We start from the raw sequence: 24,742 nt of genomic DNA on the forward strand, positions 1-24,742 counted from the left end.
TTATTTCTCCACCTTTTTCTTCGAGTAATCTCGTTTACGAGGTGCAATTAACGATACATCGACGTCCTCATAGTGGAATGCAGGCTTTTGATTTTTCCCTTTGAACGTAGCCATCGTTGTTTTAAGGAATTCTTCATCGTTTCTCTCTGGGAATTCCGGTTTATAGTGTGCGCCTCGGCTTTCATTCCGGTTATATGCCCCGATCGTAATGACTCTTGCCAGTTGAAGCATGTTGTCAAGCTGACGTGTAAAGGCAGCGCCTTGGTTGCTCCATGATGCGGTATCATTGATGTTGATCTTCTTGTAGCGCTCCATTAGTTCTTCGATCTTCTCATCTGTTTTTAAGAGTTTGTCATTGTAACGAACCACTGTAACGTTATCCGTCATCCATTCTCCAAGCTCTTTATGAAGCACGTACGCATTTTCTGTTCCGTCCATGCTGAGGATGTTGTCCCATTTCTCCTGCTCTTTCTTCACGGCGCTGTCAAATAGTGCAGAAGAAAGGTCTTCTGCAGATTTTTCAAGACCGTTAATGTACTTCACCGCATTTGGTCCAGCGACCATTCCGCCGTAAATCGCTGAAAGAAGTGAGTTTGCACCAAGTCTGTTTCCGCCGTGCATTGAGTAATCACATTCTCCGGCAGCGAATAGACCTTTGATATTCGTCATTTGATCATAATCGACCCATAATCCGCCCATAGAGTAATGAACAGCTGGGAAGATTTTCATCGGCAGCTTACGCGGGTCGTCACCCATGAATTTTTCATAGATTTCAATGATTCCGCCAAGCTTAATATCAAGCTCTTTTGGATCTTTGTGAGAAAGATCCAGATATACCATGTTCTCTCCGTTGATGCCAAGCTTTTGCTCGACACATACGTCAAAGATTTCACGCGTTGCGATGTCACGCGGTACAAGGTTCCCGTATGCTGGGTATTTTTCTTCAAGGAAGTACCAAGGCTTCCCGTCTTTATATGTCCAAACACGTCCGCCCTCACCACGAGCTGATTCACTCATAAGACGAAGCTTGTCATCTCCTGGGATCGCTGTCGGGTGAATTTGAATGAATTCTCCATTTGCATAATGTGCACCTTGCTGATAGACGATAGATGCTGCAGATCCAGTGTTAATCATAGAGTTTGTTGATTTACCGAACACGATTCCAGGACCGCCTGTTGCCATGATGACTGCATCTGATCGGAAAGATTCAATTTCCATTGTCGTCAAGTTCTGCGCGACAATCCCGCGGCATACTTCCTCGTCATCTAAAACAGCGCCAAGGAATTCCCAGCCTTCATATTTCGTGACAAGCCCTGCTACTTCATAGCGGCGAACCTGCTCATCCAGTGCGTATAATAGCTGCTGGCCTGTTGTAGCTCCAGCAAATGCTGTACGGTGGTGCTGTGTTCCCCCGAAGCGGCGGAAGTCCAATAATCCCTCTGGTGTTCTATTAAACATAACACCCATACGATCAAGTAAGTGGATAATGGACGGCGCTGCTTCACACATTGCCTTTACTGGCGGCTGGTTGGCTAAGAAATCTCCGCCGTATACCGTGTCATCAAAATGCTCATAAGGTGAATCCCCTTCACCTTTTGTATTGACCGCTCCGTTGATTCCGCCCTGTGCACATACAGAATGCGAACGTTTCACAGGTACGATTGAAAATAGTTGAACAGCTGTTCCCGCTTCTGCTGCTTTAATAGTTGCCATGAGACCAGCTAAGCCGCCTCCGACAACGATGATGCTAGAATTACTCATTGTAGCCCCTCTCCCTCTTCTACTAATCTATTTCCTCTTAAACAAAAGCGAAAATTGCTCTTAGCCCTACATATGAAAGCGCTATAAATATACCTAATGTCACATATGTGGAGATTCGTTGTGAGCGTGGTGAAACGGTAATTCCCCAGCTGACAGCAAATGACCACAAGCCATTAGCAAAGTGGAAAATAGTAGATAAAACGCCGACAATATAGAAGCCTAGCATAAATGGAGAGCTTAAAATATTCGCCATCATGTCATAGTTGACTTCAGCTCCAAGCTGAGCTTGAATTCGTGTTTCCCATACGTGCCAAGAGACAAAAATCAATGTGATAATACCTGAAATCCTTTGCAATCTGAACAGCCAGTTTCTTAAGTAACTGAAGCGAGAAGTGTTGTTTTGTGCCGTAAAGGCTATGTACACCCCATAAACAGCATGATAGATCAGTGGTAAGAAAATCACGAACAGCTCAAGTGCATATCTGAAAGGAAGCTGTTCCATAAAGTGTGCAGCTTTGTTAAACGCCTCTGGTCCATTTGTCGCAAAGTGGTTAACCACTAAGTGCTGTATTAAAAATAGACCGACCGGAATGACGCCAAGCAAAGAATGCAATCTCCGATAAAAAAATTCTTTGTTCCCCGACATTACTTTACCCCCTAGTAAAAAAAGTGCAATTGCTTGAAAATTGTCTTACCCCCGCTTCTTTCAATTGTAAGCACTTTATTCAAATTTATTGACAATTTCATTTTACTCCTATGTCAAAAAAGCGTCAAGAAACCGCGTACATAAATTAAAATTTTCCGAAATTTAAAAGTTTTAAATCAAAATTCGTTTTACTACAATAAGAATTTCTTAGACTTCAGGGAAAACTCTGTCATCATATGCCCACATAAGCTATAATAAATTGTTGAAAGAGGGGAGCCGTACAATGAATAAATTCGAATCTAACTTAGAACAGCTAAAAGAAATTGAAGTCAATGGATTTGCCTACGAGCTGATACGCGAAGTTCTGCTGCCTGATATTCTTGGTCAGGACCATTCATCTATGATGTATTTTGCGGGTAAACTGCTTGCTCGTAAATTTCCTCAAGAATCATGGGAGAAGATCCCCGAATTTTTCCATGATGCCGGATGGGGGACTCTCACAATGGTCCATTCGAAAAAACAGGAAATTGAGTTTGAGCTCGAAGGTCCACTAGTATCCAATCGACTCACCTATCAAAAGGAGCCATGCTTTCAGATGGAAGCGGGTTTTATTGCTGAACAAATTCAGCTTCTGAATGAGCACGTGGCTGAATCCTATGAACAAGTGAAAAAGCGTGCTGAGAAAGTCATTTTAACCGTTAAATGGGATTTAAGAGACCCTAGCTAATACTCTTGATAAAAGGCGCGGACTTCAGGTCACGCCTTTTTTATATGTCTACATCTATCATAGCATACTTAATGAATAGGTTTACGCCCGTTTCAGCCGTTTCCATATAGAAAAAAGAGGCGACCCTCTTTCATAAGATCACCTCTTTACCTTTTTAAGAGTGAGCAGCGGCGCTCACCTTTGATAAATCAAACGCGTCATGCAGCGCTTCAACCGCTTTGACCATATCATCACGGCCAACGACCGTTGAGACTTTGATTTCAGACGTACTGACCATTTTCACTTGAATGTCTTTTTGCGCTAACACAGCAAACATTTCAGCAGCTACCCCTGGATTTGAGACCATTCCAGATCCCACGATGGATACTTTCGCTAATTTGCTTTCTGTCTCAATCTGCTCGTAGCCAAGCGCCCCTTTATATTCTTCTAATACTTCAACTGTTTTGGACAAATCATCCGTTTTGACAGAGAAAGAGATGGAAGTCTGGTTGGTGCTTGTGACCGACTGAATGATGATATCGACATTAATATTCTGTTTCGCAAGCGTCGTAAAAATGGTCGATAATGTTGATAAACCGCTTGAAAGCCCGCACACTGTCACACGTGTAATCTGATCTTCAAATGCAATGCCTCTGACAACTAAGTTTTGTTCCATGGATGATTCCTCCTCAATTAACGTACCCGATTCATTTTCAATACTAGAACGGACTTCTAGCGGGACTTGATAATTTTTCGCAAATTCAACAGCTCTTGGATGCAGAACCCCAGCTCCTAGATTAGCCAGCTCAAGCATCTCATCGTATGAAATACCTGCAAGTTTCCGCGCAGATGATACATAACGCGGATCTGTCGTAAACACTCCTGGTACGTCTGTGTATATATCACATTTATCAGCTTTTAGTGCGGCAGCCAGTGCCACAGCTGTTGTATCTGATCCGCCGCGGCCAAGAGTTGTGATATGTAAGTCATCTGCAATTCCTTGGAAGCCTGCCACAACAACGACTTTCCCCGCACTTAATTCCTCTTTTATTCTTGATTCATCAATGTCCACGATTCTTGCATTTCCGTGTACATGCTCTGTTTTCATACCAGCCTGCCAGCCTGTAAAGGAAATGGCATCATAACCTCTTGCTTGGAGCGCCATCGCTAATAATGAAATGGTCACCTGCTCACCCGTTGCGAGCAGCATATCCATTTCTCTTTTGCTTGGATCGTCTGTGAGTTCTTTCGCTAGGTCTACTAGAACATCCGTTGATTTGCCCATCGCTGATACAACCACAACCACATCATGTCCTGCCTCGCGTTCAGCGATCACTCTCTCTGCGGCATTACGAATTTTTTCTGTCGACCCAACGGAAGTTCCGCCAAATTTTTGTACAATTAGTCCCATGTCTACCACCCTTTTTCAAAAGTTCACGTGTGAGAGAAGAGGCAGCTTGGAGACTGTCCGCTCACTGCAAATAAAAAAGCAATGAGAGAACAAATCTCCCATTGCTTTAAAATCATCATTAAACGATGCAAACAATGAGATAGCCCTCCAAGAAATGAATTCTTGACAGCCCTACATTTCTTCAATGTACAGCCAGCGAATAAAATGAGTGGATTTTATTCACTTCGGCGACGCTCCCCTTTCAGCCCTCTTCTTAGATCCCATCGATCTCCGAAGGCTTACTCTTGAAGTTCGCACCTCTATCTTCAACAAACAACACGTTCATTTATTAAATTAGTCACATCTTAACAGACTTTTGGTAAAAGTACAATCTATTTTTTTAATGCTTCCATTAAAAGTTCAGCCGTCTGTTTCGGAATGCCAGCCTCCTGAAAGTCTTGGATAGAGGCTTCTTTCATTTTTTTCACAGAGCCAAAATGTTTGAGGAGCTGCTTTTTACGCTTTTCTCCGATACCTGGTACATCGTCTAAAATAGACTGGAATGCATTTTTTCCGCGCAGCTGCCGGTGAAAGCTAATGGCGAACCGGTGCACTTCATCTTGAATGCGCTGCAATAAGTAAAAGGCCTGGCTATTCCGCTCCAGCGCAACAATTTCAAGTGTATCTCCTATCATGAGATTTGAAGTCCGGTGTTTTTCATCTTTTACAAGACCTGCGACTGGGACAGACAGATTCAATTCATTTTCAAGCACATCGATGGCTGCGTTGATCTGTCCTTTTCCTCCGTCAATTAAAATTAAATCTGGTAGCGGCAGTTCATCCTTTAACACGCGGGTATATCGTCTTCTAATGACTTCACGCATGGATGCATAATCATCTGGCCCTGAGACGGTTTTTATTTTGTATTTTCGGTATTCCTTTTTATAGGGTTTCCCATCCTGAAAGACGACCATGGCAGAAACCGGGTCTGCCCCTTGAATATTTGAGTTATCAAATGCCTCGATTCTGTATGGCATATAAATATTAAGCGCATCCCCGAGCTGCTTCACCGCACCAATTGTCCGCTCTTCATCACGCTCAATGAGCGAAAATTTTTCTTTTAAGGCGATTTTGGCATTTTGATGCGCAAGTAAAAGCAAATCCTTTTTCTTTCCTTTTTTCGGCTGGTGAACGTTCGTCTCAAGCAATTGCTCAATCATCTCTTGATCGACACTGTCCGGCACCAGAATTTCCTTCGGCAGAAAATGATTGTTCTTTTCATAAAATTGCCCCATAAACGTGAGGAACTCTTCCTCAGGGTCCTGATACATTGGAAACAGGCTCACGTCACGTTCAATCAATTTCCCCTGTCTGATAAAGAAGACTTGGACACACATCCAGCCTTTATCATAGGCATAGGCAAAGACATCTCGATCTGATAGATCACTCATCGTCATTTTCTGTTTTTCCATCGTTGAGTCGATATAAGCGATTTGGTCTCTCAGTTCTTTTGCCCGTTCAAACTCTAAATTTTCAGCGGCTTCCTGCATCTTTTCGGTGAGTTCTTTTTTGATTTGCTGATGTCCTCCGTTTAGAAACCTTGTGATTTCGTCCACGAGCTGCTTATTCGTTTCCTCAGAAATGTCATACACACATGGCGCAAGACATTGTCCAAGATGATAATAAAGACAGATGCGGTCAGGAAGGGTAGCGCATTTTCTCAGTGGATATAAGCGGTCGAGCAGCTTTTTTGTTTCTCGAGCTGCTTGTACGTTTGGGTATGGACCGAAATATTTTCCTTTGTCCTTTTTTACATTGCGGGTGACGATCAGCTTAGGATGGCGTTCATTCGTAATTTTTATAAAAGGATACGTCTTGTCATCCTTGAGCATGACATTGTATTTTGGGTCATATTTTTTGATTAAATTCAGCTCTAAAATGAGCGCCTCGATATTAGAAGAGGTGACAATGTATTCAAAGTCTTCAATTTCACTGACAAGCCGCTGCGTTTTGGCGTCATGTGATCCAGTGAAATAAGAGCGCACCCTGTTTTTTAAAACCTTTGCTTTTCCTACATAAATGATCGTATTTTGTCTATCTTTCATTAAGTAACAGCCTGGTTGATCCGGCAGGACTGACAGCTTTTCTTTGATTAGTTTGTTCATATTTTCATCCGTCCTTGTTTTCCTCTTTCACTCCTTCTAGTGTATCACGAACATTTGTTTTATACCACGTTGAAAGAAAAGCGGTTCTCGTCTTTACGAGAACCGCTTCAATGATTATGCCGCTTGGACATAGATCGGTTTATAGATGTTTGTTGACAAGCTCAGCAAGTGCTTCTTTGGGTTTGAAACCAACAGAAGTTTCTACAACTTCACCGTCTTTTAAAACAAGAAGTGTTGGGATACTCATAACGCCGTATTTACCAGCAGTTTCTTGGTTATCGTCTACATCAATTTTTACGATTTTCATTTTGTCGCCCATTTCTTGATCAAGTTCTTCAAGAACTGGAGCAATCATTTTACAAGGTCCACACCATGGTGCCCAAAAGTCTGCAAGAACAACACCTTCTGCAGTTTCTTGTGAAAATGTTGCGTCAGTAGCTTTTACGATTGCCATTATTCATTCCTCCAATGTAAATTATGCTTTTTAGTATAGCATCTACCAATGTGACTTGCGAATGAAATGCTTACGAATCATTTTTTAGGAAATGAATTAAAAAACAAACCGTATAATCGCACCAATAACAACAATCGCACCGATGATCATTAGAATGGTTCTAAGCATATGACATGACACCCTTTCCGCTTCATTTACAATGTATGATGCCCCAACATTCTTCTCATCAAACATCGAAATATGCAATTAAGCGAGGTCGACAGTTATCATGACCACTGACATTGGCGGCAGCTCCACCATTAATTCGCCGGACTTTACATTCATTTGCTGAAAGTCTTTTGGCTGAACAGAATGAGGATTATCGAATGTATTATGCGCATTCATACGATCAGCCGTCAGCACACGTCCAGTGACTTTCGTTTGTTCATCAATCCCTTCAATGGCAAGGGATATCTCTCTTTTTTCATGCGGATTCAGATGACAGTAGCTAATATGCATCTTACCTGATGAACGCGAGGCTGACACACTGACCTGAGGAATTTTTTCACCTCTTCGTTCATACGGCGGTGAAACGAACTCCACTTCAAGCGCTTCTTCCTCTTGATGCACTTGAAACATGTGAAATACATGATACGTAGGCGTCAGAAGCATCTTTTCGTCCTTTGTTAATACCATCGCTTGTAGCACATTGACCGTCTGAGCAATATTTGCCATATGAATCCGCTCGCAATGGCGATGAAAAATATGAAAATGGAGGGCGGCCACAAGGGCGTCTCTTAGCGTGTTTTGCTGATATAAAAACCCAGGATTTGTTCCTGGCTCTGGGTCATACCATGTCCCCCATTCATCAATAATCATCCCGATTCGCTTGTCTGGGTCATAACGATCCATGATTTCTCCATGGTCTTCGACAAGCCGTTCCATCTCATAGGCCTTTTTCAGCGTGATAAACCATTCATCTTCATCAAATTCAGTCGCTGACCCCTTTTTCTCCCATGTACCAGGTACGGTGTAATAATGTAAACTGAGCCCATCCATCCACGGTGTAGCCCGCTCCATCAATACTTTCGTCCAATTCACGTCATTAGAATTCGCACCGCAGGCGATTTTGTAAATACGCTGCCCTGCAAACTCTCTTACATACGTTTGATAGCGTTTATATAAATCTGCATAGTATTCAGGCGTCATATTCCCGCCGCAGCCCCAGCTTTCATTGCCTACACCAACATAGGTCAGCTTCCAAGGTTCTTGTTTTCCATTTTGAATGCGCCAGTCTGACATAGGTGTCCCATTTGGAAATGTCATGTATTCGACCCAATCGGCTAATTGTTGAACAGACCCGCTTCCCACATTGCCGCAAATGTAAGGCTCACATTCAAGCAGCTCACACAATGTCATAAATTCATGCGTACCAAATGCATTGGATTCAACCGTACCACCCCAATGGGTATTGACCATTGGCTTTCGTTCACTCAGATCACCTACACCATTTGCCCAGTGATACTCGTCTGCGAAACAGCCCCCCGGCCACCTCAGCACCGGAATATGTAATGCTTGAAGCGCCTTCAGCACATCGGTACGTATTCCCTCAATATGATCAATCTCTGAGTCTTTTCCTACCCAAATCCCATCATAAATCCCTCTTCCTAAATGCTCTTGAAAGTGCCCATAAATGTGTTTAGAAATGCGTCCGATCACGTCATTGACTTTTACTGTCCCCTTCACTTGTCAACCGCTCCTTTTCTTCTTGATCACATACAAAAAAACCCAGAATACCTAGGCATTCTGAGTGTATGAGCGTTACGAGTGGATATTCATCTTTTTTAACTCTTCATTTAAAAGCGGTACCACTTCAAACAAGTCACCGACGATTCCGTAATCGGCGATTTTGAAGATTTCAGCTTCTGGATCTTTGTTGATCGCCACAATGACTTTACTGTTAGACATTCCCGCTAAATGCTGAATCGCTCCTGATATCCCGCATGCAATATAAAGGTCAGGTGTGACGACTTTTCCCGTTTGACCAATTTGCAGGGCATAATCACAATAGTCAGCGTCACAGGCGCCGCGCGAGGCTCCGACTGCTGCCCCCAGCGTCTCAGCGAGTTCATTCAGCGGTTCAAAGCCTTCCTTGCTCTTAACCCCGCGCCCTCCAGCAACAATGACCTTTGCTTCCGATAAATCTACACCTTCTGACGTTTTTTTAATAACTTCCTTCACGATCGTCCGAAGGTTCTGAATATCGACAGAAACCGGTGTGACTTCTCCGCCTCGTGACACATCCCGCTCAAGTGGTGCCACGTTGTTTGGCCGGATGGTTGCTAGAAGCAGGCGGTCTGTCGAAATGACTTTTTCAAAGGCTTTTCCAGAGTAAATCGGTCTAGTGAAAACAAGATGTTCACCGGTAACGCTTACATCGATCGCATCTGAAATCAAGCCAGTCTGGAGACGTGCAGCTATTTTCGGCGACAAGTCTTTTCCGATCGACGTATGGCCAAATAGCACAGCATCCGGATCGACCTGATCTAATATGGCTTGAAGTGCCTGCGCAAAACCATCTGACGTATAATATGAAAGGTGCGGATGCTCCACAATCATGACATGATCCGCTCCATAGTAAAGCAGTTCATCTGCTAGGTCTTTGACGTCATCCCCTATTAACACGCCAATGACCTCACCGCCATCTGCCACTTTGTGAGCGGCAGCAATGGCTTCAAATGTCACATTTCTTAATTTACCGTCACGACTTTCTCCAAGTACAACAACTTTTTTACTCATCTTTAAGCTCCCCCTTGTTCTCGTGATATCGTAAAGTGGATGTTTAGATGACTTTTGCTTCATTTCTGAGTAGATCTGTCAGTTCTTTGACTTGATCCTGAAGCTCGCCGCTCAGCACCTTGCCACCCTCTTTTTTCTCCGGTAAGAAACGTTCAATTGTTTTGATTTTATATGGTACATCGTCTTCATCCAGATCTAAATCATCAAGTTCCAATTCTTCTAAAGGCTTTTTCTTTGCCTTCATAATGCCTGGTAATGATGGATAGCGAGGCTCATTGAGTCCTTGCTGAGCTGTGACGACAAGCGGGAGTTCGGCAGAAATGACTTCCACATCCCCCTCTGCATCTCGTTCAATCGATACAGAGCCGCCGTCAATTTGAATACTTGTTATCGTAGTCACATATGAAAAACCGAGTAATTCAGCAAGACGCGGTGCTACCTGTCCAGAGCCGCCGTCAATTGCTACATTCCCTGCTAAGATCAAGGAAGCCTCTTTGTCTTTTAAATAGTGATAAAGAATGGTAGAAGCTGAATATTGGTCCCACTCTTCTAAGTCATCTTCGACGTTTAATAAGACGGCCCTGTCACAGCCCATAGCAAGTGCTGTTCTCAGCTGTTTCTCTGCATCCTCACCGCCAACTGTCACAACGGTCACTTCTCCCCCGTGCTCATCGCGAAGCTGAATGGCTTCTTCAATGGCATACTCGTCATAAGGATTAATAATGAACTCTGCTCCATCTTCTTGAATTGCACCAGACTGAATCGAAATTTTCTCTTCCGTGTCAAACGTACGCTTCATCAAAACAAATATATTCATTTATTTCTCCCCCTTGTGTCGTACTTATCCCTTATTCCCCTTTAAAGTTCGGTTTGCGCTTTTCTATAAAGGCCTGGATGCCTTCTTTGGCGTCATTTGATTGGAAAACCTCACCAAACTTTTTGGCTTCCAGCTTCATTCCGCCGTCATATGAATACAATTTTGTGGCGTTCAATAAATCAAGCACATATTCAAGTGATTTTGGGCTTTTCGCGGCAAATTTCCCCGCAAGTGTTTTAGCCGCTTCGAGCGCTTCTTCCTCTGTTTCTGCCAGCTTTGTAACAAGGCCGCAGGCGAATGCTTCTTCACCTGTAATCGGTTCAGCTATTCCCATCATTTCAAGCGCTTTAGCAGAACCAACGTAGCGAGGGAGGCGCTGCGTGCCGCCGAATCCTGGAATAATGCCGAGGTTTAGTTCTGGCAGTCCAAGCTTTGCAGCTTTTGTTGCGATTCGGATATCACAAGACATGGCAAGCTCAAGGCCTCCGCCTAATGCTGCTCCGTGAATCGAGGCAATGACTGGCTTTGGACACTGTTCAATCCGTTCAAAGACTTGCTGTCCTCTATCAGCGAGGCTTGCATAATCAGACTCTTCCTGTAAAGTCGTAAATTCTTTAATATCAGCACCTGCTGAGAAGAATCTGCCTTCTCCGTGGATCACAATCGCTCTTACTTCTTCATTCTGTTCGAGCTTATCAAACATGTCATTAAGCTCAGTGAGCAGCTGAGAGGATAAGGCATTTGCAGGCGGGTTCTGAATCGTGATGAGCGCTGTCTGTCCTTCATGATGTAAGCTGAGTATTTTTTCCATGTCAATCATCCTTTTTCACATTGTCTTTAGGATTGATGTATTCCGTTTAACAGCAGATCATGTACACTTTCTGCGAGTGCAGGCAGATCATATTTTTGATCATTCATGACCCATGTTGTTGCGGTTTCATCAATCGTCCCAAATACCATTTGTCTCGCTAAGCGGACATCTAAATTTTGTCTGAATTCTCCTGTTTTCTTTCCTTCTGTTAAAATCGACTCGAGCATATTTAAATACCCTTTTAGCACCTCATTGATTTTTTGCCGCAGCTCAAGGTTTGACTGCCTGAGTTCAAGCTGTGTCACAAGAGCCAAATGATGATTTTGCGCCAGCATGCGAAAATGCTCCTCAATCAACAGTAGAAGCTTTTCTTTTGCAGACGGCTTCTTTTGAATATCTGTCTCCATCCGTTCGATGAATTGTCCCATTTTTTCTTTGAACAATGAGATGAGAATATCCTCTTTGTTTTTGAAATAAAGATAAATGGTTCCGTCTGCTACCCCTGCTTGTTTCGCAATCTTTGAAACTTGTGATTGATGATAGCCGTTCTCCGCAATCACCACAACTGCTGCATCAATAATTTGCATGTACTTCGGTCTTTTCTGCTTCAATGTGCTTCGTCCCTTTCTAAATTGAATGAGCATTCATTCATAACTTTATGTTAAAAAGAAACGGGTGATTTGTCAAGAGATCTTCTTCCTTCTTTTCAACCTTTATCATACCAGAGCAGACTGTCAGCAATCAAATCATCCGGCCGCTCGACCGGATGATGAAGGTCGTTATTTCTTCAATTGATCGACAGGTGTCTCAGATGATGAAGCTTGCTTTCTTTTTTCTTCTTCAATTAATACTCTGCGCAAAATTTTTCCGACAGCCGTTTTAGGCAGTGATTCTTTAAATTCATACACGCGCGGTACTTTAAATGAAGCAATTCTCGTTCTGACAAAGCGATCGAGTTCATCCTCTGTTAAATAAGCATCCTTTTTCGGTACAACAAACGCTTTTACTGTTTCTCCTCTATAAGGATCTGGTATACCTGCGACCACGACTTCTTGTACAAGCTCATGCTCATATAGGGCTTCTTCGACCTCTCTTGGGTAAATATTATAACCGCTCGCAATAATGACATCTTTTTTCCGGTCAACGATATAGAAAAAACCGTCCTCATCCATATACCCAATATCTCCGGTGAAAAACCATCCATCCCTTAATACAGCTGCTGTCTCCTCTGGCTGATTCCAATAGCCTTTCATAATTTGCGGCCCTTTGACGATAATTTCTCCGTGCTCATACGGCTCTTTAAGGCCACCCGTTTCCTCGCAATAAATGCCTGCGTCTGTCCCAGGCCACGGACAGCCAATGCTGCCTGTTTTGTTTGCTCCCCATAAAAAGTTAGAATGGGTCACTGGCGAAGTTTCTGAAAGACCATACCCCTCTACTAAACGCCCTCCTGTTAATTTCTCAAAGCTCTGTTTGACTTCAACAGGAAGAGCCGCCGAGCCGCTTAAACATGCAGTGATGGACGACAGGTCATACTTTTCAATGTTTGGATGATGCAGCAAGGCAATATACATGGTTGGTGCACCTGGAAAGAGCGTCGGTTTCTGTTTTTCAATCGTTTTGAGGGTATCAGCTGCGTCAAATCGCGGAAGGAGAATCATTGAATGCCCTTCTTTGACAGCAAGATTTAATACGGTCGTCATTCCGTATACATGAAAAAACGGAATGATGCCAAGGATTCGTTCTTTGCCTCTTGTCGTTTTATACATCCAAGAAGCGCACATTTCAGTATTCGCTAAAATATTTTCATGCGTCAGCATGACCCCTTTTGGTAAACCAGTCGTTCCGCCTGTATATTGCAAAACAGCGACATCCTCTTTCGGTTCAAAGGCAAGCGCCGGAATCTGTTCTTCTGACGATTCTTTCATGATTTGTGAGAAGTGATGAATGGTCTCACTTTTCTCTACTTGGATGACCATTTTATTTTTTCTTTTTTGGACGATAGGAAACAGAATGTTTTTCGGAAATGGTAAATAATCCTGTAGTTTGGTGATGATCAAGTGCTCCATACTTGTCAGCGCTTTCATTTTATAGGCCTTTGGATACAATAAATCCAGTGTAATCAGCACTTTTGAGCCGCTGTCCTCCATTTGATATGCCAGTTCTTTCTCCGTATAAAGCGGGTTCGTTTGAACAACGATGCCGCCTGCAATTAAAACAGCATAATAAGAAATGACAGATTGAGGACAGTTTGGCAGCATGATCGCTACTCTGTCGCCTTTTTTCACGCCAATTTTCATCAGGTGACCAGCTAGTTTCAATGCTTCTTCCTGGAGCTGTTCATAGGTGATGTTTTTTCCTAGAAAATGAATGGCTGTATGCTCAGGTGCAGCCTCTGCGGAGCTGAATAAGTAAGATTGTAACGTCTCATTTGGGATGGTGAGTTCGTGGGGAATTTGATTCGGGTAATGCAGAAGCCAACGTTTATCTGACTGCATAAAAACCCTCCTTCCTGAACTTTCGTACTATTTTATTATAGCAAACTTTTCCTTAAGGCAGTTTGCTTTTTTCAAATAGAGCTTGGTTCCATGCCATCTTTATTTCTTCGCTGGTGTTTCGATCGATGCTCTTTTTCCTTCATGATGCCACTGTTCATATAATCCACCAATTGCACGGAATGACTCATTTACTCTCTCCACGATCTGTTGATGGATACTCGGATCATTCGGTAAATGCGTCTGAATGTTGTCGACTTGATACTGCCTCATCATGTCTATGTAGACTGTGAGAAAGATCGTGTCTTCTAAAATCCAGTAAATGACTTCATCCGCCGCTTTTGTTCTTTTATGCAGCATTTGGATTCCTCGTTCATATTGAATGAGAATATAGCCACTCGAATCGATTTGAACATAAGGGCTCAAATCATCAAAAAATCCAGTCGTTTGAAATGGACGTGCAATATACGGTTCATATATGTCTCTTGGCAGGGAAGTCATTTGGAGACAAGTATCAATACGCTTTATGAGTTCGTCTTTTTGCAGAATTTTTTTCATGTGATTCGCCGCCTTTGGGTGAGATAAAAGCTGCCAAGGAATCCCTGACAGCTTTCTCACTTTGTCTTCTTCATTTCACAGGAACATGTAAACGGCACCAATGACCGCAAAAGTGCAGGCAACTACGATTAATACTTTTGCTAGCTTTTCCATGTCGTCTCCTTAAATGCCGGCTGCTACTACGTAAGACAGCCCAACTGAAATAATGAGTGAAATAAACCCGACCGCTCTATTATCATTCTCAATCTCTTTGTCTACTTTAAATCGTGGTGTTAAAAATTCAAAAATGAAATAGCTGACAAGCAGCATCACAAAGCCGTATACGCCCCATCCAACCATTTGTAGAAGGGAATTGTGCTGTGCGATTGAATGCTGAAACACATTCGCAATCCCAAAAATCTTTCCGCCTGTTGCCATGGCAACAGCTAAGTTCCCACGCTGGATCTCTTCCCAGTTTTTATAGGAGGTAACGAGTTCAAAAATGGTTAGAAATAAGACAAGACATAGGACGGCCACGCTGTAATAGGCGGCAATTTCCACAAGTTCATTTTCCCAAAAGGCTTTCATGCGTTTTCTCCTTTTTACTTTAATTCGACGATGGTAACGCCTGATCCTCCCTCGCCTTGTTCCCCAAAACGAGCATTTTTCACACTTCGGTGCTGTTTCAGTAATTCCTGAACCCCTTTTCTAAGGGCGCCAGTTCCTTTTCCATGAATGATTGACACTCGCGGATAACCAGCTAAGACAGCATCATCTAAATATTTCTCGACTCTGCTTAAGGCATTTTCATAACGCTCGCCCCTTAAGTCAAGCTCAAGCGATACATGATAGTCTTTTCCTTTGACTGCCGTAATGGCTTTCTCCTGCTTAAATTCAGGTGCTGATTTGATAAATTCCATGTCTTTTTCTTTTACTTTCATTTTCAGAATGCCCATTTGGACACTCCATTCTTTGTCACCTGTTTGTTCAAGCAGCGTTCCTTTTTGCCCGAAGGTGAGCACTTTCACTTCGTCGCCTGATTTTAGCTGTCTTGCTGCTTTTTTCACCGGCTCTGGCTTTTTCTTCCGGTCAAACTCAGGAACTGCTTCTTCAAGACGCTTTCTCGCATCGATGAGTTCATGCTCTTTGAATGAGCGATGCTCATTTTTTATCGACCGAAGCTCTTGAATGATGTCTTCTGCTTCTTTTGAGGCTTGTTCAATTTTTTCTGCTGCTTTTTGTTCAGCTTCTTCAAGCAGTTTGTCCTTTTGCTCATTCCATTCAAGAATTTGTCTCTGCAATTCTTTATGAAGCTTTTCTGCTTCTTTTCTATAGATTTCTGTCTCATGCAGCTCTTCTTCTGCTTGTTTCTTGCTGTCTTCTAATGAAGCAATCATTTGGTCTACTTCATTATGTTCGGCATGCATATCCGCTTTTGCCCGGTCAATGAGGTGATCTGGCAATCCAAGACGTTTAGAAATTTCAAATGCATTACTTCGTCCGGGCACACCGATGAGCAAGCGGTACGTTGGTGATAAGGTTTCAATGTCAAACTCCACACTCGCATTTGTGACACCTTCTCGGTTATATCCGTAAGCCTTCAGCTCAGGATAGTGAGTCGTTGCGATGACGCGTGCATTTGTTTGATGCACTTCATCTAAGATACTCATGGCCAGCGCGGCACCTTCAGCAGGGTCTGTTCCTGCCCCTAATTCATCAAATAACACGAGTGAGTTAGATGTCAAATTCTTTAAGATATCCACAATATTGACCATATGAGATGAGAACGTACTCAAGCTTTGCTCAATCGACTGTTCATCTCCAATATCAGCAAAGACTTGGTCAAACACCGCCACTTCCGATCCTTCTTCAACTGGAATATGAAGGCCTGACTGCGTCATCAGCGTCAGAAGACCAAGCGTTTTTAAGGTAACTGTCTTACCCCCTGTATTTGGGCCAGTAATGACGATGGTTGAAAAATCTTTGCCGAGCTCGATGTCATTTGCCACAACCTGATCCCTAGGCAATAGAGGATGTCTTGCCCGCTTTAAATAAATCTCCCCTTGATCGTTCACAGCAGGCTTTGTGGCTTTTTCTGCCTTTGCATATTTTGCTTTAGCAAAAATAAAATCTAACGTCTGAAGCTCCTTTACATTGTGAAGCAGTTCCTCAATGTGTTCTGACACACTCTCTGTCAGCATTTGCAGGATCTTTTCGACCTCTTGTTTTTCTTTTAAACGGGTTTGCTGCAAGGTGTTATTTAAATCCACGACCACTTGCGGCTCGATAAAAAGGGTTGCCCCAGATGATGACTGATCGTGAACAATTCCGCCGTAATTCGAGCGGTACTCCTGCTTTACCGGAATCACAAACCGATCATTACGAATAGTGACAATCGTGTCTGACAGCATTTTCGAAGCAGATTGTGAGCGAATCATGGATTCTAATTTATCTCGAACTTTTGATTCAAGTGAACGTAATTGTATGCGCAATGAACGAAGTGCCGGGGTGGCATGGTCGAGAACTTCTCCATTATCACCAATACAGCTTTCGATTTCTTTTCTGACTTCAGGCAGTAAAATCAGTGTCTCAGCATATGTATGAAGTCGTGGTATGTCTACACCATCTTCATACATGGACTTGAGAAAATGCTTCATATTCTTCACAGCATATAATAGTCCTGCAATTTCCATGAGCTCAGACGGGCTTAATGTACTGCCGATTTCTGCCCGTTTGACCCCGCGTCTAATATCCGTCAGCCCGCCAAATGGCGCCGATCCCTTTAAGCGGATAACATCCTGTGCTTCTGCTACCTCTTCCAGCAAATGCTGAATGGTTTCTATATCCGTCAGCGGCGTTAAATCCTGCGCTCTTTCTTTTCCTAATGAGGATGCGGTATAGGACATGACTTTTTCTTTTACTTTATGAAATTCTAATGATGCTAACACTTTTTGTTGCAGCATGGTCCAGCCTCCTAACGACTACCTGTCACGCGTTAAAAACTTTTTGATCTCGTTTAGAGAAAAAGTATTCACGACATTTGCTTTTGGTGTCCAGCCTTTTCTTGCAGCTGTTACACCAACTTCCATATGATCCAGCATGGTGATATTGTGTGCATCTGTATTGATCATGATGTTTACACCTGCTTCGTTTGCTTTCATTAAATGCTCTGTTCTCAAATCAAGTCTTGACGGGTTGCTGTTGAGCTCTAGTGCAGTTCCCGTTTTCTTCGCAAGCTCTATAAGCTGATCTATATTTAAGGCATAGCCGTCCCGTCTGCCGATCAAACGGCCTGTTGGATGTGCAATTAAATCCACATGCTGATTCCGCAGCGCATTTTCAAGGCGCTCCATTATGACTTCCTCTGGCTGAGAAAAGCTCGAATGGATAGACGCAATCACAAAATCCATGTCTGATAAAAAGTCATCATCATAATCTAATGATCCATCCGGGAGAATATCCATTTCGACTCCTTTGAAAATGTGAAAATGCTCAAATTCTTGATTCAGCTTGTCAATTTCTTTTTCTTGCAGACGTAAACGTTCTTTTGTTAAACCGTTTGCTACTTTTAAATATTGCGAGTGGTCTGTAATCGCCATGTATTCATAGCCTTTTGCGATACATGCCTCTGCCATTTCGCGAATAGAAAATGCGCCGTCACTCCAAGTCGAGTGCATATGAAGGTCGCCTTTGATATCTTTTAACTCTACAAATTGCATACTTTCTTTATACGTATCAATCTCCGCTCCGGTTTCACGAATTTCTGGCGGAATGAGCGGAAGTTCAAAATGCGCATAAAAAGCGGCCTCGTCTTCAAACGTTTTGACTTCTCCAGTTTCAATTGTTTCCACACCATATTCACTAATACGCTCTCCGCGTTCCTTCGCCAGCTGGCGCATGCGAATATTGTGATCTTTTGAGCCGGTGAAATGATGCAGCGTTGTGGCAAATTGATCTGTTGTCACAAGCCGGAAGTCTACACTGATCTCAAAATCAAGGGCAAGAATGACAGATACCTTCGTATCACCGCTTGCGATAACGTCTTTGACATCATCGAGTGCAACGAGCTGCTTTCTGACTTGTTCAGGATCGCTGGTTGCAATGATATAATCTAGATCTTTGACGGTTTCCCGTGCACGTCTTAGACTGCCAGCTCTTGAAAAACGAAGAATACCCTTCATCTGTTCAAGCGCATGATCAATCCGCTCTGCCACATCTAATGCAAAGCCAATTGGCAGTCGTTCTGGCTGCTTTCCGGCCTCCTCAAGAGCAGCGAGAATCTTTTCTTCTGTTTTTTTACCGAAGCCTGCAAGCGCTTGTACTTTTTCCGCTTCACATGCTTCCTTTAATGACTGTGCATCATGGACTCCAAGCTCTTGGTAAAGCTTAGCAATCTTCTTCCCGCCAAGTCCTTGCAATTTTAAGAGCGGGACAAGTCCTTCAGGCACTTCCTTTTTTAATTGTTCGAGTGTTTCTGATTGTCCTTTTTCGATATACTCTGTGATCACAGCAAAGGTTCCTTTTCCAATGCCGGGTAATGCTAATAGATCATCTATTTGAGAAAGGCTGCGGTCGTCTTGTTCCAGTGCCGCTGCTGCTTTACGAAAGGCAGAAATTTTAAAAGGATTATCTCCTTTTAGTTCCATATATACTGCAATTGTTTCAAGAAGTTTGATAATATCTTTTTTATTCATCTCTCATCCTCCAGCCACTTTGGCATCTTCCTATATAAATATACAAACTTTCCCTTCATCCTACAACTTTCTGTCATGGAATGAGAAAAAACTTCTCCAGGAAAGGAGAAGTTTTTAAACTCCATACGTCGACCATAGGTCTTTGACAAGACCGGACAGGTAAGGGGTGTTGTTTACGATCACATCTGCTAACATTGATTTGCTCATCATTGTTTGCAGCGCATCTACTGGAAGTAATGCAGCGACAAACAATAGAATAAACACAAATAAATAGGTTTCAAGAAATCCTAAAACACCGCCAAGCAGTTTGTTCACCTGTTTAATCACAGGTATACTTGCAATGGTTGTGAGCAATCCGCCAATGATGGCGAGCAGGATTTTGGTCAAGATAAACAGAATGATAAACGCAATGGTATTATAATAAGCTGTTTCTAGATTCCCGCTAAAGAAAGCGAGCTGCGGTTGACCGCCGCTAAAATTAGGTGCCGGAATCCACGTAAGCTGTGGTGCCAGTGACTGATAAAACATGGACGCCACTAAGATAGAAACAACAAAGCTGATCAATTTAATAAATTGAAGAATAAACCCGCGTTTTAGACCGACAAGCGTTCCCATAAGAAGCAAAAACAAAATGATGATATCGATCACGGTAATTTCATTCCTTTTCTTTTAGCTGAATCTCTAATTTTTCGTATTGCTCTTTTAATTTCAAGTAGTCGTGGACGACATTGACTGCTGTCAGTACAGCTAATTTGTTTATATCAAGGTATGGATTTTTTTCATTTATTTCTCTCATTTTATCATCAACAATTGACGCAACATGCCGCATATGCATCTTCGTTTCTTGACCGATGATCGTATAGGACTGTCCGTATATCTCAACTGTTGTTTTCGTTTTACCGCCGTCAGACAACGTTTCTCCTCCATTCCACGAGAATCCTAGTCTCTATCATAACATGTTTAGACATTGAATGGAAAGACGAGCCCTTACCTGTTATGGTACACTTTAGAAATCAATGATATCAAGGTAAAAAGGAGTTATCCACTGTGCCCCAATCCGTTTTAAAAGCAACATCAGAAGACCTCAAAAAAATGAAGAGCGCGTATGCGCACCATTTAACAGACACTTTGCCGCCAGGCGCCCTCTTTCAAGCAAAAGTCCCTGGCTGTACGATTACAGCTTATCGATCTGGGAAAGTGCTCTTTCAAGGACAAAAGGCAGAAGCTGAAGCCAGTCAATTCAGCCATTTACAAGCAGCTGATACGAAAAGTCAAAAATCACCTGCTGTCACAAAATACAGTCCGCCGCCTGGCATTGCTTCCATGTCGGTCGTCGGTTCAGATGAAGTAGGTACAGGTGATTATTTCGGACCGATCACAGTCTGTGCGGCCTATGTTGATGCCAGCCAGCTTGCTTTAATGAAAGAGCTTGGCGTAAAAGACTCAAAAGGATTAAAGGACCCGCAAATTATCAACATTGCCAAGGATCTCATCAAAACCATTCCGTTCAGTCTTCTCGTTCTCCGAAATGAAAAGTACAATACGATGCAGGAAAAGGGCATGAGTCAAGGAAAAATGAAGGCACTTCTTCATAACCAAGTCATCACCTCTGTGCTAGAAAAACTGGGCGGACAGCAGCCTGAGGCCATTTTGATTGACCAATTTGCAGAACCAGGCATTTATTTCAAGCATCTTGCCGGGAAAAAAATTATCCGGGAGCGGACGTATTTTAGTACAAAAGCAGAAGGCATCCATTTGTCAGTCGCTGCAGCTTCCATTATCGCAAGGTACGCCTTTTTAATTGAAATGGACAAATTATCACAGGCTGCAGGCTTTGACATCCCAAAAGGGGCCGGTCCTCATGTAGATAAGGCCGCCGCCAAGCTCATCAAGCTGCATGGTGAAGATGCTTTACGTCAATTTACAAAGCTGCATTTTGCCAACACACAAAAAGCGAAAAAAATGCTATAAAAAAAGCTAGGGCCCATGAGGCCATAGCTTTTTCTTTAACCGCGTAAGACGGCTTGATACGTATCTTCTAGTGCTTTCAATACTTTTGTATGAACAGCTGTGACTTCTTCCTCGGTCAACGTTTGTTCAGGGTTTAAATATTGAAGAGAGAATGCCACAGATTTTTTGCCTTCTTCCATATGTTCCCCTTCATATACATCAAATACAGATAGGTCTGTGAGTAATGGACCGCCTGCTTCATAGATCACACGCTCCAGCTGTCCGCTTGAGATATGTTGATCAACAACAAGTGCAATATCTCTTGTCACAGCAGGGAATCTCGGAATCGCTGTATATTTCAAATCCTTCATTTCAGATGTCATCACATCTGTTAAATCAAACTCGAACACATACGTTTCTTTTAAATCCAATTCTTTTTCAACGACTGGATGCAGTGCGGCAACAAAGCCAATGACTTGACCATTTAAGTGAACATCTGCTGTTCGCCCTGGGTGAAGACCCTCACGCTCTGCTTGAACATATGTGATTTGGTCTGACACACCAAGCTTTTCAAACAATCCTTCAGCAATTCCTTTCGCTACATAAAAGTCGACAGCTTTTTTCTCGCCCTGCCAAAGATTTTTATGCCATAAGCCTGTCAGCGCACCAGCGACATGTTCTTTTTCCACTGGTTTTTCCCCTTCAGCTTCTGCTAAGAACACAGAGCCCGTTTCATAAAATCCAAATGAATCAGCTTGTCTTGCCAAGTTATATGCTACAGAATCAAGTAAGTTTGGCAGAAGACTTTGTCTTAGCACACTGCGTTCCTCACTCATTGGCAGAGAAAGTCTCGTTTCATAAGCTGGATGCAGGGCAAAAGCTGTGGACTTATGCTGATTCGTCAATGAATACGTAATCGCTTGAGAAAGTCCTGCCCCCTCTAAGAAACGTCTTACCTTTCTGCGCTTTACTTGGTATGGCGTGAGACCGCCAACAGTGCCGGCTGTCGCAGGCAGTGTAGATGGAATATTATCGTAGCCGTATAATCTTGCGACTTCTTCAATGAGGTCTTCTTCAATCGTAATATCCATTCTGCGGGAAGGAACCGTTACGACAAGAACATCATTTGATTCGCCTACTGTAAAGCCTAGTTTGTTGAAAATCTGAATCATATCTTCTTTTGAAATGCTCATTCCAAGCACCTTGTTCACACGCTCAGTTGATACGTGAATGATATTCATACTTGCTTCAAGGTGATTTTCCTCAACTGTACCACTTAGCACTTCACCGCCTGCATACAAGCTGATCAATTGAGCTGCTCTTTCTGCTGCCGGTTTCGTACGCTGCGGATCGAGTCCTTTTTCAAATCGTGTGCTTGATTCACTGCGAAGCCCTAAGTCTCTAGATGCTTGACGGACTGTTTGACCGTTGAAATATGCCGCTTCTAAAAGAATCGTCGTTGTCTCATCACGCACCTCTGATTCAAAACCGCCCATGACGCCAGCTACCGCGTGCGCTTTCGTTCCATTCGTGATGACCAGATGCTTTGATGATAATGTACGCTCTTGCTCATCGAGTGTTTGAATGATTTCGCTGTCAGACGCTTTACGTACAACCACCTGCTTTGAACCAAAGCGGTCATAATCAAAGGCATGAAGCGGCTGGCCGTATTCAAGCAGTACAAAGTTTGTAATATCCACGACGTTGTTAATTGGACGGATGCCTGCATTCATCAATCTTGTTTGCATCCAAAGCGGTGCTGGTCCAACCTTTACATTTTTAATGATCTTCGCTGCATAAAGTGGATTCGCCTCTTGATCCTCAATTTTAACAGAAATATAGTCTGCTGCTTTTTCGGAAGAAGTGTCATGTGCTGTATCAGGAAGCTTGATGTCTCTTCCTAAAATGGCGGCAACCTCATAAGCCACACCCAGCATATTCAGGGCATCGGCACGGTTTGGTGTTAAGCCAAGCTCAAGCACCGCATCATCTAATTGAAGTGCTTGGAGGGCATCATCCCCTGGTTTCACGTCATTCGGGAAAACAAAAATCCCTTCTGCATATTCCTTTGGTACGAGCTTGCTCTCTACGCCTAATTCTTGCAGAGAACAAATCATGCCATGAGACTCTTCACCGCGCAGCTTTGCTTTTTTAATTTTAAAGTTGCCAGGAAGGACTGCGCCAACCGTTGCGACGGCCACATACTGTCCTTTCTCCACATTCGGCGCCCCGCAAATAATTTGCACCGGTGCGTCTTCGCCGATATCAACAAGACATTTGTTTAATTTATCCGCATTCGGATGCTGTTCACGCTCAATGACGTGTCCAACGACAACTCCTTTGATGCCTTCGCCTTTATATTCAACGGCTTCCACTTCAATTCCGCTTCTTGTGATTTTTTCTGCTAGTTCAGCCGGCTTGATGCCTTCTAAATCGACATAGTCTTCTAACCATTTATATGAAACAAACATGTTGATTTCCTCCTCTTAGTCCTGCTTGAATTGCTTTGTGAATCTAATGTCATTTGTGTAGAAATGGCGAATATCATCAATGCCGTATTTCAGCATTGCAATCCGTTCCACACCCATTCCAAAAGCAAAGCCTTGGTAAGTTTCTGGATCAAATCCGCTCATTTTCAGGACATTCGGATGAACCATTCCTGCACCTAAAATCTCAATCCAGCCTGTTCCTTTACATACAGAGCAGCCCTTCCCGCCGCATTTAAAGCAAGACACATCGACTTCGACAGATGGTTCTGTGAATGGGAAAAAGCTTGGACGCAGTCTAATTTCACGATCTTCCCCAAACATTTTTCTTGCGACTGTCTCCAGCGTTCCTTTTAGATCACTCATGCTAATATTGTGATCGACGACAAGCCCTTCAATTTGCATAAATTGATGTGAATGAGTCGCGTCATCACTGTCACGTCTATATACTTTCCCAGGACAGATGATCTTCACAGGACCTTGTCCTTTATATTTCTCAAGTGTACGTGCTTGTACTGGTGATGTTTGTGTTCTCATCAGTGTATCTTCGGTAATATAGAAACTGTCCTGCATATCACGTGCCGGATGCTCCTTTGGGAGATTCAGTGCTTCAAAGTTATAATAATCCGTTTCCACTTCAGGACCTTCCTCAACGGTATAGCCCATTCCGATAAATAAATCTTCAATATCTTCGACAACTATCGTTAATGGATGTCTTGCCCCCATTTTGATTGGACTTGCCGGCAAAGTAACATCGATCGTTTGAGAAGCAAGTTTTTTCTTCACTTCTTCTGCTTCCAGCTGTTCATTTTTTTCAGCAATTGCACTAGCAATCTGCTCTCTTACTTCGTTTGCAAGTGCACCCATTTTCGGTCTTTCTTCTGCGGAGAGCTTGCCCATTCCGCGAAGTACTTCTGTAATCGGTCCTTTTTTCCCTAAATATTGAACACGAATGTCATTGACTTCTTTGAGCGAGCTGGCTGCTTCAACCTTTGCTAACGCCTCTGTTTCAAGCTGTTTTAACGTTTCTTGCATGAGTGTGATCCTCCTTT

The 24,742-nt window shown here is 43.0% G+C and carries 21 protein-coding genes and 1 riboswitch; of the genes, 2 read left to right on the top strand and 19 right to left on the bottom strand.

Annotated features, from left to right (window positions below; translation table 11 throughout):
• Together sdhA and MHB67_RS12815 are read right to left on the bottom strand one after the other, a co-directional pair.
• Positions 1-1,761: a succinate dehydrogenase flavoprotein subunit gene (gene sdhA / locus MHB67_RS12810; RefSeq protein ID WP_122631787.1), complete on the bottom strand. Its 1,761-nt coding sequence runs from the start codon at positions 1,759-1,761 to the stop codon at positions 1-3.
• A 37-nt stretch (positions 1,762-1,798) separates the two neighbouring features.
• Positions 1,799-2,407: a succinate dehydrogenase cytochrome b558 subunit gene (locus tag MHB67_RS12815; protein ID WP_024423213.1), complete on the bottom strand. Its 609-nt coding sequence runs from the start codon at positions 2,405-2,407 to the stop codon at positions 1,799-1,801.
• A 283-nt stretch (positions 2,408-2,690) separates the two neighbouring features.
• Here MHB67_RS12815 and MHB67_RS12820 point away from each other — a divergent pair, with 283 nt between their 5' ends.
• The gene (locus tag MHB67_RS12820) at positions 2,691-3,134 is read left to right on the top strand and encodes a YslB family protein (RefSeq protein ID WP_024423214.1); all 444 of its coding nucleotides are present in this window, start codon (positions 2,691-2,693) and stop codon (positions 3,132-3,134) included.
• A gap of 154 nt (positions 3,135-3,288) precedes the next feature.
• On the opposite strand, the gene MHB67_RS12825 is transcribed toward MHB67_RS12820, so the two are convergent.
• From MHB67_RS12825 to zapA, 15 genes are all read right to left on the bottom strand, one after another.
• Positions 3,289-4,524 carry an aspartate kinase gene (locus MHB67_RS12825; RefSeq protein WP_342492548.1) on the bottom strand — a complete coding sequence of 412 codons (1,236 nt, stop codon included), beginning with the start codon at positions 4,522-4,524 and terminating at the stop codon, positions 3,289-3,291.
• Between the two features lie 132 nt (positions 4,525-4,656).
• Positions 4,657-4,834, bottom strand: a riboswitch (Lysine riboswitch).
• A 61-nt stretch (positions 4,835-4,895) separates the two neighbouring features.
• Positions 4,896-6,668 carry an excinuclease ABC subunit UvrC gene (gene uvrC / locus MHB67_RS12830; RefSeq protein ID WP_342492549.1) on the bottom strand — a complete coding sequence of 591 codons (1,773 nt, stop codon included), beginning with the start codon at positions 6,666-6,668 and terminating at the stop codon, positions 4,896-4,898.
• A gap of 139 nt (positions 6,669-6,807) precedes the next feature.
• Positions 6,808-7,122: a thioredoxin gene (gene trxA, locus MHB67_RS12835; protein WP_007501629.1), complete on the bottom strand. Its 315-nt coding sequence runs from the start codon at positions 7,120-7,122 to the stop codon at positions 6,808-6,810.
• 246 nt (positions 7,123-7,368) lie between these two features.
• Positions 7,369-8,847 (bottom strand): alpha-N-arabinofuranosidase, encoded by a 1,479-nt coding sequence (locus MHB67_RS12840; RefSeq protein ID WP_342492550.1) that lies wholly within the window; start codon positions 8,845-8,847, stop codon positions 7,369-7,371.
• Positions 8,848-8,922: 75 nt separating this feature from the next.
• On the bottom strand, positions 8,923-9,900 hold the full coding sequence (locus MHB67_RS12845) for an electron transfer flavoprotein subunit alpha/FixB family protein (RefSeq protein ID WP_122631784.1): 978 nt from the start codon (positions 9,898-9,900) through the stop codon (positions 8,923-8,925).
• A 43-nt stretch (positions 9,901-9,943) separates the two neighbouring features.
• Positions 9,944-10,717: an electron transfer flavoprotein subunit beta/FixA family protein gene (locus MHB67_RS12850; protein WP_024427173.1), complete on the bottom strand. Its 774-nt coding sequence runs from the start codon at positions 10,715-10,717 to the stop codon at positions 9,944-9,946.
• 31 nt (positions 10,718-10,748) lie between these two features.
• Positions 10,749-11,528: an enoyl-CoA hydratase gene (locus MHB67_RS12855; RefSeq protein ID WP_342492551.1), complete on the bottom strand. Its 780-nt coding sequence runs from the start codon at positions 11,526-11,528 to the stop codon at positions 10,749-10,751.
• 26 nt (positions 11,529-11,554) lie between these two features.
• Positions 11,555-12,139, bottom strand: coding sequence for a TetR/AcrR family transcriptional regulator (locus MHB67_RS12860; RefSeq protein ID WP_024427175.1), 585 nt, complete (start codon positions 12,137-12,139; stop codon positions 11,555-11,557).
• A 168-nt stretch (positions 12,140-12,307) separates the two neighbouring features.
• Positions 12,308-14,026 carry an AMP-binding protein gene (locus MHB67_RS12865; protein WP_041115046.1) on the bottom strand — a complete coding sequence of 573 codons (1,719 nt, stop codon included), beginning with the start codon at positions 14,024-14,026 and terminating at the stop codon, positions 12,308-12,310.
• A 99-nt stretch (positions 14,027-14,125) separates the two neighbouring features.
• On the bottom strand, positions 14,126-14,581 hold the full coding sequence (locus MHB67_RS12870; RefSeq protein WP_206534396.1) for an immunity 63 family protein: 456 nt from the start codon (positions 14,579-14,581) through the stop codon (positions 14,126-14,128).
• Between the two features lie 162 nt (positions 14,582-14,743).
• Entirely contained in the window at positions 14,744-15,148 is a 405-nt protein-coding gene (locus MHB67_RS12875; protein ID WP_007501637.1) for a DUF350 domain-containing protein, read from the bottom strand.
• Positions 15,149-15,162: 14 nt separating this feature from the next.
• Positions 15,163-17,520 (bottom strand): endonuclease MutS2, encoded by a 2,358-nt coding sequence (locus tag MHB67_RS12880; protein ID WP_024423224.1) that lies wholly within the window; start codon positions 17,518-17,520, stop codon positions 15,163-15,165.
• Between the two features lie 21 nt (positions 17,521-17,541).
• Entirely contained in the window at positions 17,542-19,254 is a 1,713-nt protein-coding gene (gene polX, locus MHB67_RS12885) for a DNA polymerase/3'-5' exonuclease PolX (RefSeq protein ID WP_341319784.1), read from the bottom strand.
• A gap of 114 nt (positions 19,255-19,368) precedes the next feature.
• Entirely contained in the window at positions 19,369-19,902 is a 534-nt protein-coding gene (locus tag MHB67_RS12890; protein WP_024423226.1) for a CvpA family protein, read from the bottom strand.
• 7 nt (positions 19,903-19,909) lie between these two features.
• On the bottom strand, positions 19,910-20,167 hold the full coding sequence (gene zapA / locus MHB67_RS12895; protein ID WP_012010831.1) for a cell division protein ZapA: 258 nt from the start codon (positions 20,165-20,167) through the stop codon (positions 19,910-19,912).
• 134 nt (positions 20,168-20,301) lie between these two features.
• Between zapA and rnhC the strand changes: the two genes are divergently transcribed.
• On the top strand, positions 20,302-21,225 hold the full coding sequence (gene rnhC / locus MHB67_RS12900) for a ribonuclease HIII (protein WP_087976554.1): 924 nt from the start codon (positions 20,302-20,304) through the stop codon (positions 21,223-21,225).
• A 35-nt stretch (positions 21,226-21,260) separates the two neighbouring features.
• Here rnhC and pheT read toward each other — a convergent pair whose 3' ends face one another.
• Positions 21,261-23,675 (bottom strand): phenylalanine--tRNA ligase subunit beta, encoded by a 2,415-nt coding sequence (gene pheT / locus MHB67_RS12905; protein ID WP_283859540.1) that lies wholly within the window; start codon positions 23,673-23,675, stop codon positions 21,261-21,263.
• A gap of 15 nt (positions 23,676-23,690) precedes the next feature.
• Positions 23,691-24,725 carry a phenylalanine--tRNA ligase subunit alpha gene (pheS, locus tag MHB67_RS12910; RefSeq protein ID WP_172881104.1) on the bottom strand — a complete coding sequence of 345 codons (1,035 nt, stop codon included), beginning with the start codon at positions 24,723-24,725 and terminating at the stop codon, positions 23,691-23,693.
• Positions 24,726-24,742 lie beyond the last annotated feature (17 nt).

Source organism: Bacillus sp. FSL H8-0516 (assembly GCF_038635285.1).
Classification (GTDB): domain Bacteria; phylum Bacillota; class Bacilli; order Bacillales; family Bacillaceae; genus Bacillus; species Bacillus safensis.

Coding starts and splice junctions, on each gene's coding strand:
- MHB67_RS12855 (WP_342492551.1), bottom strand. CDS start 11,528: ATGGAAAAAATACTCAGCTTACATCATGAAGGACAGACAGCGCTCATC.
- MHB67_RS12825 (WP_342492548.1), bottom strand. CDS start 4,524: ATGGGACTAATTGTACAAAAATTTGGCGGAACTTCCGTTGGGTCGACA.
- MHB67_RS12850 (WP_024427173.1), bottom strand. CDS start 10,717: ATGAATATATTTGTTTTGATGAAGCGTACGTTTGACACGGAAGAGAAA.
- pheS (WP_172881104.1), bottom strand. CDS start 24,725: ATGCAAGAAACGTTAAAACAGCTTGAAACAGAGGCGTTAGCAAAGGTT.
- MHB67_RS12815 (WP_024423213.1), bottom strand. CDS start 2,407: ATGTCGGGGAACAAAGAATTTTTTTATCGGAGATTGCATTCTTTGCTT.
- MHB67_RS12865 (WP_041115046.1), bottom strand. CDS start 14,026: ATGCAGTCAGATAAACGTTGGCTTCTGCATTACCCGAATCAAATTCCC.
- uvrC (WP_342492549.1), bottom strand. CDS start 6,668: ATGAACAAACTAATCAAAGAAAAGCTGTCAGTCCTGCCGGATCAACCA.
- trxA (WP_007501629.1), bottom strand. CDS start 7,122: ATGGCAATCGTAAAAGCTACTGACGCAACATTTTCACAAGAAACTGCA.
- polX (WP_341319784.1), bottom strand. CDS start 19,254: ATGAATAAAAAAGATATTATCAAACTTCTTGAAACAATTGCAGTATAT.
- MHB67_RS12870 (WP_206534396.1), bottom strand. CDS start 14,581: ATGAAAAAAATTCTGCAAAAAGACGAACTCATAAAGCGTATTGATACT.
- MHB67_RS12820 (WP_024423214.1), top strand. CDS start 2,691: ATGAATAAATTCGAATCTAACTTAGAACAGCTAAAAGAAATTGAAGTC.
- pheT (WP_283859540.1), bottom strand. CDS start 23,675: ATGTTTGTTTCATATAAATGGTTAGAAGACTATGTCGATTTAGAAGGC.
- MHB67_RS12875 (WP_007501637.1), bottom strand. CDS start 15,148: ATGAAAGCCTTTTGGGAAAATGAACTTGTGGAAATTGCCGCCTATTAC.
- sdhA (WP_122631787.1), bottom strand. CDS start 1,761: ATGAGTAATTCTAGCATCATCGTTGTCGGAGGCGGCTTAGCTGGTCTC.
- MHB67_RS12845 (WP_122631784.1), bottom strand. CDS start 9,900: ATGAGTAAAAAAGTTGTTGTACTTGGAGAAAGTCGTGACGGTAAATTA.